Below are 13,718 nucleotides of genomic sequence, written 5' to 3' on the forward strand. Positions count from 1 at the left end.
TAAGAGATGTTTAAAAAGCTTCACAGGCAAATGACCATATTTGCATCACTGATCACAAGCGGAATACTGATCCTGATGGCAGCTTCCTGTCTTGTGATCTCCGAGAGGGGACTTACCTATAATACATACGAGAGATTTTTAAATAATGGAAATTCCTGTGTGGCTTATCTGGAAAATCAGACTGTGCTTTCTCACAAGTGGATACTGGAAGCAAAGCAGGAATACAAAGTGGAATTTCGCATTCGGAATAACGGAAAAAAGCTGTATTTTGATAAGCTGGATACAGAAAGCCGGAATCAGGATAAAAAGGAAGATGAGCTGAGCTCTGTAGAAAATATGCTGACAGAGGCTGCCAGAATTTCCCGGGAAGAGCAGGGGCTTGATGTGGACTATATGGGAAGCCTCTCTCTTTCCAAAACGGTTTATTTTGAAACTTCAGATTTTTATGCCTGTACAGCCTTGATTCCTAAGGGAAGCGGCGTGTTAAGCCTGGTGCTGATATATCCTCTTGATGGGTTGAAAACACAGATCTTTCATCAAAGAGTCTGGTTTGGAGGTATGGTGCTGCTTGCAGTTCTGGCTTTGGTTACATTTTCCTGGTTTTTTACAGGAAAAATGCTTCGTCCTCTGGAAGAGAATCAAAAGAAACAAATCCAGTTTATTGCTTCGGCATCCCATGAACTGAGATCTCCGCTAGCTGTGATATTGTCAAGTGTACAGGCAATGGAATCTGACTGGGAAAATGCCGGCAGATTTTTGAAAACCATAAAAAGTGAGGGAGACAGGATGTCCCGGCTTATCGGGGATATGCTTTCTCTTGCAAATGCTGACAATAAATCCTGGAGTATTATGAAGACAGATTGTGAGCTTGATACCTTGCTTCTGGATACATATGAGAAATACCAGCCTATTCTGCATGGGAAAAAGATTTCCTTGAAAGTAGTTCTGCCAGAGGAGCCTCTTTCTATCTGTAAGTGTGACAGTGCCAGAATCAGTCAGGTACTGGGAATCCTTTTGGATAACGGGGCAAGCTATGTGTCGGTCGGTGGCAGGATGGAAATGGGAGTAAAAGAAAATGAAAAATATTTTCAGCTTTATGTACAGGATAATGGTCCGGGAATTTCGGATGAGAATAAGGAGGCTGTATTCCGAAGATTTTACAGGGCTGATCCGGCCAGAAAGGAGAAACAGCATTTTGGACTTGGACTTTGCATTGCCAGGGAAATTGTGACGTTACATAAAGGGAGTATCCGTATTCTGGATACTCCGGGTGGCGGAAGTACATTTGTGATAAGATTACCGAAATAAAACGAGAATGCTGTTTACTGACAGACTTCCAACTGATAACCTATCCCGCGTATGGTTTTGAGAACCAGTGTGCTTTCCACAGATTTCAGGCGGCGACGGAGAAAATGTATGTAGTTGTCAAGATTTCCTTCTTCTACGTCGGATTCCATGCCCCATACGCGGGAGAGAAGAAGGTTTCTGGGAAGAACCTGACCGGGATTTCGGAGAAATACTTCCAGAAGGGCACTTTCGCGGCCGGAAAGAGTGCATTCTTTTGCACCCTTGGTAAGGCGCCCGCATTCAGGATCAAAAGCAATATCTCCCAGCTTCAGAAGATTTAAGTCACCCCATTTTCCGGGACGGCGCATAATGCTGTGGATTCTTGCAAGAAGCTCTTCAAAAGCGAAGGGCTTTACCATGTAATCATCTGCTCCGCAGTTCAATCCGTTGACTTTGTCCTGTAATTCGCCAAGTGCCGTAAGGAAAATAACAGGGGTTGAGATGTTGGACTGTCTGGCTTCTTTCAAAACCTGGGTTCCATCCATGGAAGGAAGCATGCGGTCCAGAAGTACCAGATCATACATATTTTCCTGCATATAGTAAAGACCTTCCGCACCATCCAGACATATATCTACCGTGAAATTTTCTTTTTCAAGTGCAAGCTTTGTAAGCTGCGCCAGATCTTTGTCATCTTCTATTATTAAGATTCTCATAAGAAACTCCTCTTCTTATAATCTGTTATCCATTATATACGCAAATCTCTAAAATTTCTCTAATTAATTTTAAAGCTTGTTTGAAAACCGGACAAAATCTCCCACAAATTGTGGCGCACATCTTGCAGAAAGCCTTTTTCAAACACGCTTTAGAGAAAGAATAGAGATTTCTTTGCTATTTTTATAATGCTGAATGAAAGGTAGAAAAGAGGAAATTTTTTGAAAAGAAAACATGCCCTGAAAGGGATTTTATTTATTCTCCCTAGCTTTGCAGGAGTCTGTGTATTCTGGCTGCTTCCTTATGTGGATGTGATCCGCAGATCTTTTTTTGGAGCTGTAAATGGAGTGTTTACTGGATTTATGAATTATCAGATGATATTTTCCAATCAGGCATTTCTTCTTGCCGGGAAAAATACCTTGCGGTTTTTCGGAATCTGTATTCCGTTACTGGTGGTTTTGTCACTGGCAGCTGCTGTCCTGCTAAATGGACTTGGAAAAAATCAGAAGCAGCTGATGAAAACCGCATTTCTGCTTCCAATGGCCATTCCAGTTGCTTCTGTGGCAATTTTATGGAAAGTACTCTTTAATGGACAGGGGCTTTTGAACCATTTTCTGGAAATGTTGTCGTTGAAAAGTATAGACTGGTTGAATACAAAGGCTACCTTCTGGGTGCTGGTGATCAGTTATATTTGGCGAAATTTAGGGTATGACATTGTACTGTGGCTGGCAGGCCTTTCCACAATTCCGGAATCTCTTTATGAGGCAGCAAAGGTGGATGGAGCAGGTGCCTGGAAATGCTTTACCAGGATTACCTGTCCCAATCTTTTACCCTCTCTTTTTACCATTGTAGTTCTGTCGCTGCTGAACGGCTTTAAAGTATTCCGGGAGGCTTATCTGGTCGCAGGAGATTATCCACAGGAGAACATGTATCTTCTGCAGCATCTGTTCAATAACTGGTACAGAGACCTGGCCATGGATAAGATGGCGGCTGCGGCAGTGGTTACTGGAATTGCGATCATGGTTCTGGTACTTTTACTGCAAAAAGCATGGGAAAGAGAGGATTAAGAAGTGAAAAAGATAACTTGTTTTTTTCTTGTACTTTTAGCTTTGGTCTTTATATTTCCTGTTTTATTTCTGGTAGTTGGTTCTCTTATGGGAAAAAATGAGCTTACAGATCTGCTGTTTCCAGTGCTGCAGGAGGGGGCGAAAGGATATGCTTCCTGGAAGCTGTTTCCGGAATATCCGACTCTGAAACATTATGTGGAAGTATTGCTGGATTCACCGGAATTTTTCGTAATGTTCTGGAACTCGGTGAAGATTACGGTTGGTGCCCTCGCTGGCGGGCTTCTGGTTGGAATGCCTGCTGCATGGGGATTTGCCAAATTTGATTTTCCAGGGAAAAATATATTGTTTACTTTGTATATTGCACTGATGATGATGCCGTTTCAGGTTATGCTTCTTGGCAATTATCTGGTGTTGGATAAAATTGGGCTTCTTGACTCGCTTTTGGGGATTATTTTCCCGGCGGTTTTTTCTACATTCCCCATATTTATTATGTACCGCTTTTTCAAAGGGATTCCTCTGGCGTTTCTGGAAGCGGCAAGACTTGACGGTGCAGGTGAGCTTAAACTGTTTTTTATAGTTGCCATCCCCTTGGGCTCACCTGGCGTCATTTCTGCCATTGTTCTGGGCTTTCTGGAATACTGGAATCTGATCGAACAGCCGATGGCATTTTTGAAAACAAAAGAATTGTGGCCGTTGTCTTTGTACCTGCCTAATATTGAGTTGAAACAGGCAGGGTTTGCATTTGCGGCCTCTGTGGTGGCACTGGCCCCGGCAGTTCTGGTATTTTTGTCCGGACAGGACTATCTGGAGCAGGGAATTGTCTCTACGGCGGTAAAAGAATAAAAAGAGAAACAACTGGAAAGTGACGATAAAAAACGACAGTTTGATAAAATATATTGTCAATGGAATTTAAAAGAAATAGTTAGAATGCAGAGTGTTTTACAAATATGTTCAGGAACAGAATGGGAGTTTGACATGAAGAAAAAATTAATTCAGGCAACTTGCCTGTTTTTTGTAATGATGCTGATTTTTACCATATTGTCAAGAGTTTCGGATTCTGTAAATGTGATACAGATCCAGACTAAGAACCCGGCAAATCAGATGATCACTCATGAGGTGAAAGGCTCTGGAAAAGTGGAGGGCAGTCAGGAAGTGGCGGTGTTTGTACTGGAAAATCTGCAAGTGGAGCAGGTGATGGTACATGCAGGGCAGACTGTGAAAAAAGGGGATATTTTATTGAAGCTATCCCAGAACAGCATTCAGGCGGCTTTGAAGAATCTGGATGATAAAGTAAAAACTCTGGAAGGGCAGGCAAAGGATCTGGAAAGCCAGAAAAAGGTGAACAGCCAGAAGCGTGCAGCGGAGCAGACATGGGCTGGAAATTCTTATGATCTGGCTGTGCAAAGCGGAAATGTTTCCGTGGATAATGCAAGGGCGGAAGTTCAGATAGCCCAACAGCGGCTTGACGAATTTTACAGGGAAAAGGAAGCAAAGACTTCCGGGGATGATTTAAGTGGCTTCACAGATGGAGAGGAAGGATTTAATGATGGTGAGACCACTGTAACACAGGAGGATGATTCCGCCACAGAAACTGCCCTTCAGGATGATCTGCGAGCCAGACAGGAAGCATTAAATGAAGTGATCGCGGGAAGAAACCAGACTCTGGCAAGTGCTGGAAAAGCGGTGTCCGATGCCAGTACGCCGGAGGCTTCAGACAGTACCTTGGAGAACGTACAAAGAGAATTGGAAAATGCCAGAGCAGATATGGAAAAGGTTACAGTGCTTCAAAGTACAGAGGGAGTGATTTCGTCTCCTTCTGACGGTGTGATCAAAAGTCTGTCCGTGCAAACCGGAGACCTTACAGGACAGACTGCAGCAGTAGTTTTATATTCAGCCGATGGTGCTCTTCGAATGACTGGTACCATCTCAAAAGATGATATAAAATATGTATCTGTCGGCGCAGATGTGAAAATCACATATAATAACAATAATGATATTTCTGGAGCAACAGTGGAAAATATAACAGAAAATAAGGAGGATAATGATATTTGTGACCTGTCCATCATAATGCCGGCGAACAGTCTGTCCATCGGTCAGAGCGGAGATTTTTCCATATCAAAAGATGCTGGACCTTATTCCTGCTGCGTTCCGCTTTCAGCGCTGTACCAGGAGAATGGGAAGGTTTATGTGTATGTTACAGACACAGAAAATACAGTGCTTGGAACGGTAATGGTTGCAAGAAAAGTGGAAGTTACTGTGCAGGATAGAAACCAGACAACTGCTGCATTGGGTGAGGGAAGCCTTTCTACGGATCAGGCTGTGATCGTCCAGGCAGACAGGGAACTGAAGGATGGAAGCAGGGTGAGGATTTCTGAAAATTAGCATGGAAAGTGAAAAGAAGAATTACTGTTCCAAATATCTGAAGGTTGTTATGGCAGTATTGCTGGCCGCAGCTTTATTTTATTCTGGAATGAAAGATTATGTGAAGGTGGGAAAAACAGATACAGCGGTGGTTGAACTGTATGGAGATTATCCTGCAGTAAACCTGGCGAAGCAGATCTGGGAAAATTATCAAAGTAGTGATGAGATTACAGATTTCTGTTTTGTGTGGAATGGAGGAGTACAGGTGGTTACGAATCCAGAGGATTTCAGACAGACAAATGCCCGGGTGACAGGCGTTGTGGGAATGGCTGCTTTGTACGACCGACAGGCTGCTTTATTAGAAGAGAATGATGAAACCGGATGCGTGATCGATAAAGACACAGCCCTGGAGCTTTTCGGCAGTGAAAATTGTGCGGGAAGTCAGTTGACTGTGGGAGAGCAGATTTACGGAGTGCGAGGTGTGGTATCCTGGAATCAGCATATGATCCTTATCCGTCCGCCACAAAAAAATCTGGTTTGCACTCAGGTTTTGATCCGAGGTAAAAAAGGTCAGGAACTGGAGGGTGCTGCATCTGATTTTCTCGTGGGAAACGGACTATCCGGAATATTAGTGGATGACAGCTGGCTGGAAGTGATTTTGCCCTGGTTTCCAGTGACTTTTCTTGTAATGCTTATAAGAACTGTTTCCAGGTGGCTGTATGAGATGGAGCGCGGAACCTGGGAAAATGGAATTCAAAGAAGTAGAGAAAAGAAAATTGATTTTAGAAAATGTAGCTGCTTTGTTATTAGAATTTTACTGTGGGGAATCGGCCTCTTTTTTTGCGTAAGGCTCTTATCCCATATTCCCCAGAGCTGGCTGCCGGACAAATGGTCAGATTTCTCTTTCTGGCCTGCGAAGCTCCGGAAAACAATGGAAGCTTTCCGCTGGTACATCATGTTCCCGAAAACTATGGCGCAGGCGGAGCGGCTGATGAGCGGAATTGGCTGTATTATAAAATGTGGGGCAGCAGCACTGCTTATAGGGGCGGTGTAGGCTGTCTTTTTTCTTTTTTGCCAAAAGAATTTTATAGATGAAGAAATATTTTGGTACATTTTTTTCGAGACTTTTCTTTAAAGTGTTTGCCAGACTGGAGCGCAGGTATTATAATAGACTTTAAGACCCTGAATAGGGAAAGAAGATTTACAGTCGCTGTTTACTGGGAAAAAAGAACCAGCTGCCAGAAGAAAAGGCAGGACGGCGGCGAGTTTGTTACTGTTCATTGGTAAGGTTCGCGAAGCCTGTTGCTGTGAACGAAGTGAACAGGAACATGAGTTTTTATGAGATAAGGAGAGATTGAATGAGTAAGATTGCCATTGTAACGGACAGTAACAGCGGCATTACACAGGAGGAAGGACGCAGACTTGGAGTGTCTGTTATTCCTATGCCTTTTTTTATTAATGAGAAAATGTACCTGGAGGGAATTACCCTGAGCCAGGATGAATTTTATCAGTGGCTGAAGTCGGATGCTTCTATTTCCACTTCCCAGCCAAGCCCGGGAGAGACTATGGGATTATGGGACAACCTTCTGAAAGAGTATGATGAGATTGTACAGATCCCCATGTCAAGTGGTCTCAGCGCTACCTGTGCTACTGCAATGGGACTTGCCCAGGAGTATGAGGGCAGAGTGCACGTGGTAGATAATCAGAGAATTTCCGTAACCCAGCGTCAATCTGTGGTGGACGCGATTGCCCTTCGGGATGCAGGTAAAAGCGGAGCTGAAATTAAGAAGATCCTGGAAGAAGAGAAATTTAATTCCAGTATTTATATTACCTTGGAAACCCTGAAATATCTGAAAAAGGGCGGCAGGATCACACCTGCTGCAGCTGCAATAGGTACCGTTTTGAATCTGAAGCCGGTGCTGCAGCTCCAGGGTGAGAAGCTGGATGCTTTTGCCAAGGTAAGAGGCAAGAAGCAGGCCAGACGTACTATGCTGAAGGCTATGAAGGCAGATTTTGAGGGACGCTTTGCACCGTTTGTCCAGAATGGAGAAATGTGTCTTCAGGCTGCTTACACAGGTAATCCGGAAGAGGCAGAAGAGTGGAAGCAGGAGATGCAGGAAACCTTTCCTGGTATGGAAATCCATATGGATCCGCTGTCACTTAGTGTGGCATGCCATATTGGATATGGTTCTCTTGCAATCGCATGTTCTAAGAAAGTGACTGCATAGAAGCTAAGAAATGGCTATAGTTTATAAACATTAGTTTTGGATGTCACCTATAGATAGTAATTGAAAAGAATTGATTTTTTTAGAAAAGATTCCGAAATAGAATATATATTTTCGGAACGAATTCAGAAGAAAACAGAAGTATTCTCTCTGAGAAGAAAATTTAGGAGGATTTATGAAAAAACTTACAGACTACATGGCAGAAGAGCTTTCTGCAGCATTTGAAAAAGCAGGATACGATTCATCCTACGGTAAAGTAGGCGTTTCCAACCGTCCTGACCTTTGCGAATACCAGTGCAATGGTGCCATGGCGGGAGCTAAGGCTTATAAGAAAGCGCCGTTTATGATCGCAGATGACGTAGTGGGCAATCTGGCAGATTCCAAAGTATTTTCCATGAAAGAAATGGTAAAGCCCGGATTTATCAACCTGAAAGTCAGCGAAGAGTTTCTTGCAGATTATCTGAAAGAGATGGAGAAGGATGAGAAGCTTGGTGCAGACACAGCCAAAGAGCCGAAGACCATCGTAATCGATTACGGCGGACCGAATGTTGCCAAACCTCTTCATGTAGGTCATCTCCGTTCTGCAATTATTGGTGAAAGTATTAAGAGAATCGGTCGTTTCGTAGGCCATAAGGTGATCGGTGATGTTCATCTTGGTGACTGGGGACTTCAGATGGGACTGATCATTACAGAGCTGAAGCACAGACAGCCGGAGCTTGTATATTTTGATGACAGCTATACAGGTGAATATCCTGCAGAGGCACCTTTTACTATCAGTGAGCTTGAGGAGATTTATCCATGTGCAAGCGGCAAATCCAAGGAGGATGAGGCATACCGTCAGGAAGCACTGGAGGCAACTCATCTTCTTCAGCAGGGTAAGCCGGGGTACATGGCTCTCTGGAACCACATTATGAGTGTTTCTGTTACAGACCTTAAGAGAAACTATGCGAATTTGAACGTATCCTTTGATCTGTGGAAAAAAGAGTCTGATGCGCAGCCTTACATTCCGGACATGGTAGAGATGATGAAGGAAAAAGGCTTTGCATATGAGGATCAGGGAGCGCTTGTTGTAGACGTTAAAGAGGAGACCGATACCAAGGAAATCCCGCCATGTATGCTTCTGAAATCAGATGGAGCATCTCTTTATACTACTACAGACCTTGCCACAATTGTAGAGCGTATGAAGCTGTTCCAGCCAGATGAGATCCTTTACGTTGTTGACAAACGTCAGGAGCTTCATTTTATCCAGGTCTTCCGCTGCGCAAGAAAGACCGGTCTTGTGAAAGAAGACACAAGGCTTTCCTTCCTTGGCTTCGGTACTATGAATGGAAAAGATGGCAAACCGTTTAAAACAAGAGAGGGCGGTGTTATGCGCCTTGAGAACCTGATTGCCGATATTGATGAGGAAATGTTCACAAAGATCGTAGAGAACAGAAGTGTCCGTGATAAAGATGCAAGAGATACTGCTAAGATTGTAGGTCTGGCAGCAATTAAATATGGCGATCTTTCCAATCAGGCTACCAAGGATTATATTTTTGATGTAGACCGCTTCACCTCTTTCGAGGGAAATACAGGTCCGTACATCCTTTATACAATCGTTCGTATCAAATCCATCCTGAACCGTTATGTGGAAGCAGGCGGAAATCTTGAAGCAGGTGAGATCCTTCCGGCATCTAACGGCAGCGAGAAGAACCTGATGCTTCAGCTCAGTGGATTTGGAAGTATGATCGAGAGTGCATTTGAGGAAAAAGCCCCGCATAAAATTTGTGCATATATTTATGAGGTTTCCAATGCATTCAACAGCTTTTATCATGAGACCAAGATCCTCAGTGAAGAGAATCAGGCGCAGAAGGAATCCTATATCCGTCTTCTGCAGCTGACCAAGAGAGTGCTTGAGACAAGTATTGATCTTCTTGGATTCGAGGCACCGGATAAGATGTAATAAAATAATAAGCAGATTATGAGGGCATGGTCTGTGGTATGGAGCTGCGGCACTTTCTGGAAAAGCTGGAAGTGAGCGGCTCCTTTTTTGTATCGTTATGCTTTAGAGCGTGTTTGAAAAAGGCTTTCTGCAAGATGTGCGTCACAATTTGTGGGACGTGCAGATTGCGGGAATGATTTTTCAAACACGCTCTAAGGCAGAAAGGAAATGTCAGATGAAAGCGAAACATCATACAAATTTTCAGCCGGACAGGGTGTTTTCCTATTTCCTGAAAGAATGGAAAGTGCTTCTGGCAGTGGCTATATCCGGTTTGATTTATAATATCGGCCTTCTGGCAGGCCCCTGGTTTGAGGGGAAAATGACCGGATGCCTGGTGGATATCCTGAAAGGGGCTGACCAGTTTTCAGATATGCTGGTTCTGGTGCCGGGCTATGTGATCGCCATTGCAATTGTCCAGACTGCCAGGTATATTAAGCGGTTTTATGTGCGGCGTTTTGCCAACAATGTAAATGGCAGAATGAAAGAAATCCTGTATGCCAGTCTGGTGCGGAAAAGTCGTGCAAGCCTTCGGGAAGAGGGCGAGGGAAGCATTATGACCAAGGCAATCCTGGATGTGGATGACTGCGTAGAGGGAATGCGCAAATTCACTACGGAGATTTTTGATACAGGAGTTGCCCTGGCTGCTTATGCAGGAATGCTTTTGTGGTATGATTTCAGGCTTGCCTTGCTTTGCATGATTTTCCCGCCGGTTTCTTATATGACGGCGGAAAAAATGAAAAAAATGATCCAGATAACCGGAACTGCATACAAAGAGCAGTCTGGACATTTAAGTACAGCGACTCTGGACCGGGCGGAAAATGCTGTTACATACCGTGTTTTTGGATGTGAAGAGGAGCGCCGCAAGGCATATGAAGAAAATCTTACCGCTTATGAAAAGTCAGCAGTAAAAGCGAATATCTGGAATTCCATCATGCCGCCTTTGTACCGGATCATTTCCATGACCGGGGTACTGTTTATCCTGTATTTTGGACAGAAAAATGTTCTGGGAACAGGCTGGAGCACATGGACGATTGCATCTTTTACTACTTTCCTGGCATGTTTTGTGAAGCTGTCTGTGAAGTCATCCAGTGCAGCGAAGCTGTTTAATGCAGTGCATAAGGCGCAGGTTTCCTGGAAGCGTATTAAGCCGCTTTTGACAAAGCAGGAAGAAATCCCAAAGAGTGAGAAAAATGTGTCTGGAATTCTGGAAAATGGGAAAGTGGAAAGGCAGGAAAATATGTCTGCTAAACAGGCAGAAGAAACCTTGTCGCAGAAAGAGCTATCTCAGCTAGAGATAGCCCAGTCAGAAATTCGTTACAGGAACGTAAAACAATTGCAGGTCCGTCATCTGAATTTTGCTTATCCGGATGGGAAACAGATTCTGAAGGATATTTCCTTCAAGGCTGAAAAAGGGCAGATAATCGGAATTACCGGACCAGTGGCCTGCGGAAAGTCTACTTTGGGAAAAGTATTTTTGTGCGAGTATCCATATGAAGGTCAGATTCTTGTGGATGGCAAAGAGCTTCAGAATATGCCCCAATCCTGGCAGACGAATATCATAGGCTATCTTGGTCATGATCCGGAGCTGTTTAACGACAGCGTGGAAAACAATGTGCTTATGGGTGAACAGAAAAAGACAGAGGATTTCCTGAAAATGGTTTGCATGGCAGAAGAAGTAAATGAGATGGATGATGGTTTACAGACTTTGGTAGGAAATGGTGGCGTACGTCTTTCGGGCGGACAGGGAAAACGTCTGGCTCTTGCAAGAACTCTTTGCCACAAAAAGCCAGTTCTGGTTCTGGATGATCCTTTTTCGGCTTTGGATAAGAGCACCGAGAGACAGATTTTTGCCAATTTGAAAGCACAGGCGAAAGAGAATATTGTGCTGCTGATTTCCCACCGTCTGTATCTGTTTCCGCAGATGAATCAGATCATCTGGATGGAAGATGGAAAAACAGTGGTGGGTACGCATGAAGAATTACTTGTGAAGGTACCGGAGTATAAGAAATTATTTACTGAGGAAGGAGGTGCAGAGAGTGAAGACAGACAGAAATAAGAACAACGTGAAATCAGAAGAAAATATGATTTTGGAAAAGAGCAGAAGGTCAGATGCAAATGTTTTTCCGGTAGAAAACAAGGGAAAAGGGAAAATTGCAAAAGCGAAAAAAAGACAGGTAAAAGGTGTGATCTGGAAAACAGTTCTGCAGCAGAAATGGCTGGCTATGGGTATTGTCTTTGCTGTAGCAGGCGCAGTGGTAACGGCTCTTATCCCGCCGCTGATCCTGGCAAAAATCGTAGATACAGTCACAGCGGGAAAAGCCGTGACATTCTGGGTGATTTTCCTTTATTTTGCAATGCTTGCACTTACCGGATTCATGGAATCTGCCAGGGAAGGTCTGCTTACCGTATTTGGGCAGAAAATCACACATGCACTTAGAAGCAGCCTTATGGAAAAATTCATATGCCTTACTTCTGACAAACTGACAGGGCTGGAACCTGGAACTCTGGCTTCACGCTTTGTTGGTGATGTAGATACTGTGGAAAATCTTTTTACCTCAGGGATCATCAGTATGTTTGCTGACGCCTGCAAGATTATCAGTATTCTGGTGGTGATCTGGTTTGAAAATAAGGGTCTCGCTGTGGTGCTTCTTGTAATACTGCCATTTCTTTTCTGGTTTACCAGACATGTGCAGAAAAACATGCTGGCAGCCCAGATCGAAAACCGTAAGGCTGTGGGAAGAGCCTCTGGACATGTGCCGGAAACCCTTCATAATATCCGTACCATCCATTGCCTTGGCAGGGAAAAATATATGGAAGAGCGTTACGACACTTACATCGGTGAAAGTTACCAGGCAATGGAGAGAACCAATTTTTATGATGCAGTATATTCACCGGTGATCTTGATTTTAAATGCAGTCGTGGTTGCAGCTGTGATGCTGCTTTCAGCATCTGGAAATAAGATGGTGCTCACGTTTTTTGGAATGTCTGCGGGAACTGCAGTGGCTGTGATCAACTATATTTCACAGATTTTTTCGCCGGTGGAAAGTCTTGGAATGGAGATTCAGACCATCCAGTCCGCGGTAGCTGGAATCCATAGGATTAATGAATTCTTTGGGCTGGAGGAGAAAGAAAATGGCGCACAGGAGAATGGAGATACCGAGAAAACCTGGAATAATCCGGCAACAAAAATAGAAGAAAACAGAAATGAAAAGATTAGCCGAAAGGAAGCGATGGCTGATATGGAAGAAAGGCACAGACTGGGAGCTTCTGGCAGTAATAGTTTTCCGTTTGTAGAATTCCGGAATGTAACCTTCGGCTATGATGAGCATGTGGTGCTGGAACATCTGAATTTCAAGGTGATGGATACCGATCAGGTGACTCTACTCGGACGAACTGGTGCAGGAAAGAGTACGATATTGAAGCTGCTTCTTGGACTTTATGAGCCGGATCAGGGACAGGTACTGCTCCACGGCATTCCGGCAACGGCTGTGAGGGCTGGAGAACGACGGAAACTCTTTGGATACGTAGAGCAGACTTTTCACATGGTGCCGGGAACCGTACGCGACCAGATTACATTATATGATGACCGGATCTCTGAGCGTCAGGTAAAGGCTGTTGCAGAGCTTACAGGTTTAAAAGAGGCAATTGAGAGTCTGGAAAATGGTTACGATACTTATTGCACCCCGGAGATTTTTTCCCAGGGACAGTGGCAGCTGCTATCCATCGCCAGGGCAGCAGTGGCAGAGCCCAAACTGCTTCTTCTGGATGAGATCACTGCAAACCTGGATGCGGAGACAGAGAAGGCTGTTCTGGCCGCATTGAAACGTGTGGCAAAGGATCGTACCGTTATTTCCATTTCACACAGAACGTCCGCAGAACTGGGAAGGACGATTCAGATTTAATCTGAGATTGTGAAAAGCACTTATAAAATTTTTATAAAGTGCTTTTCACAGTGGACTTTAAATGTTATAATTCTGATTACATTCTTACATGTCTGATCTGGAGTTTTTTATCATGCTTCAGAATAGCGGGCATTTCATAATCACTAATTTTTATTCTGTTTATATTTATCATTTGCCGGAAGTC

Annotated in this window: 10 protein-coding genes; 9 read left to right on the forward strand and 1 reads right to left on the reverse strand. The window is 43.9% G+C overall.

Features of this window, described 5'->3' with window-relative positions; genetic code table 11:
• The first annotated feature begins 6 nt into the window (after positions 1 to 6).
• Positions 7 to 1,308: a HAMP domain-containing sensor histidine kinase gene (locus tag ABHC48_RS09750; RefSeq protein WP_195699978.1), complete on the forward strand. Its 1,302-nt coding sequence runs from the start codon at positions 7 to 9 to the stop codon at positions 1,306 to 1,308.
• A gap of 14 nt (positions 1,309 to 1,322) precedes the next feature.
• Here ABHC48_RS09750 and ABHC48_RS09755 read toward each other — a convergent pair whose 3' ends face one another.
• On the reverse strand, positions 1,323 to 2,000 hold the full coding sequence (locus ABHC48_RS09755; protein ID WP_118579423.1) for a response regulator transcription factor: 678 nt from the start codon (positions 1,998 to 2,000) through the stop codon (positions 1,323 to 1,325).
• A 219-nt stretch (positions 2,001 to 2,219) separates the two neighbouring features.
• On the opposite strand from ABHC48_RS09755, the gene ABHC48_RS09760 reads away from it, so the two are divergent.
• From ABHC48_RS09760 to ABHC48_RS09795, 8 genes are all read left to right on the forward strand, one after another.
• Positions 2,220 to 3,065, forward strand: a complete 846-nt coding sequence (locus ABHC48_RS09760) for a sugar ABC transporter permease (RefSeq protein ID WP_173770078.1) — start codon at positions 2,220 to 2,222, stop codon at positions 3,063 to 3,065.
• Between the two features lie 3 nt (positions 3,066 to 3,068).
• Positions 3,069 to 3,908 carry a carbohydrate ABC transporter permease gene (locus ABHC48_RS09765; protein WP_272067034.1) on the forward strand — a complete coding sequence of 280 codons (840 nt, stop codon included), beginning with the start codon at positions 3,069 to 3,071 and terminating at the stop codon, positions 3,906 to 3,908.
• Between the two features lie 132 nt (positions 3,909 to 4,040).
• Positions 4,041 to 5,447 (forward strand): biotin/lipoyl-binding protein, encoded by a 1,407-nt coding sequence (locus ABHC48_RS09770; protein ID WP_195699979.1) that lies wholly within the window; start codon positions 4,041 to 4,043, stop codon positions 5,445 to 5,447.
• Position 5,448: 1 nt separating this feature from the next.
• On the forward strand, positions 5,449 to 6,480 hold the full coding sequence (locus ABHC48_RS09775; RefSeq protein ID WP_195699980.1) for an ABC transporter permease: 1,032 nt from the start codon (positions 5,449 to 5,451) through the stop codon (positions 6,478 to 6,480).
• A gap of 304 nt (positions 6,481 to 6,784) precedes the next feature.
• A complete protein-coding gene (locus ABHC48_RS09780; RefSeq protein ID WP_173771893.1) occupies positions 6,785 to 7,654 on the forward strand; it encodes a DegV family protein in 870 nt (289 codons plus the stop codon).
• A gap of 172 nt (positions 7,655 to 7,826) precedes the next feature.
• Positions 7,827 to 9,593, forward strand: a complete 1,767-nt coding sequence (gene argS, locus ABHC48_RS09785; RefSeq protein WP_118579438.1) for an arginine--tRNA ligase — start codon at positions 7,827 to 7,829, stop codon at positions 9,591 to 9,593.
• Positions 9,594 to 9,807: 214 nt separating this feature from the next.
• The gene (locus tag ABHC48_RS09790; RefSeq protein ID WP_195699981.1) at positions 9,808 to 11,688 is read left to right on the forward strand and encodes an ABC transporter ATP-binding protein; all 1,881 of its coding nucleotides are present in this window, start codon (positions 9,808 to 9,810) and stop codon (positions 11,686 to 11,688) included.
• Positions 11,669 to 13,534 carry an ABC transporter ATP-binding protein gene (locus tag ABHC48_RS09795; protein ID WP_334285698.1) on the forward strand — a complete coding sequence of 622 codons (1,866 nt, stop codon included), beginning with the start codon at positions 11,669 to 11,671 and terminating at the stop codon, positions 13,532 to 13,534. Before ABHC48_RS09790 ends, ABHC48_RS09795 begins: the two co-directional genes overlap by 20 nt.
• The last annotated feature ends 184 nt before the right edge of the window (positions 13,535 to 13,718 follow it).

This window comes from Ruminococcus sp. 1001136sp1 (assembly GCF_039841815.1).
Lineage (GTDB): Bacteria > Bacillota > Clostridia > Lachnospirales > Lachnospiraceae > Blautia_A > Blautia_A faecis.

Coding starts and splice junctions, on each gene's coding strand:
- ABHC48_RS09750 (WP_195699978.1), top strand. CDS start 7: ATGTTTAAAAAGCTTCACAGGCAAATGACCATATTTGCATCACTGATC.
- ABHC48_RS09755 (WP_118579423.1), bottom strand. CDS start 2,000: ATGAGAATCTTAATAATAGAAGATGACAAAGATCTGGCGCAGCTTACA.
- ABHC48_RS09770 (WP_195699979.1), top strand. CDS start 4,041: ATGAAGAAAAAATTAATTCAGGCAACTTGCCTGTTTTTTGTAATGATG.
- ABHC48_RS09775 (WP_195699980.1), top strand. CDS start 5,449: ATGGAAAGTGAAAAGAAGAATTACTGTTCCAAATATCTGAAGGTTGTT.
- ABHC48_RS09780 (WP_173771893.1), top strand. CDS start 6,785: ATGAGTAAGATTGCCATTGTAACGGACAGTAACAGCGGCATTACACAG.
- argS (WP_118579438.1), top strand. CDS start 7,827: ATGAAAAAACTTACAGACTACATGGCAGAAGAGCTTTCTGCAGCATTT.
- ABHC48_RS09790 (WP_195699981.1), top strand. CDS start 9,808: ATGAAAGCGAAACATCATACAAATTTTCAGCCGGACAGGGTGTTTTCC.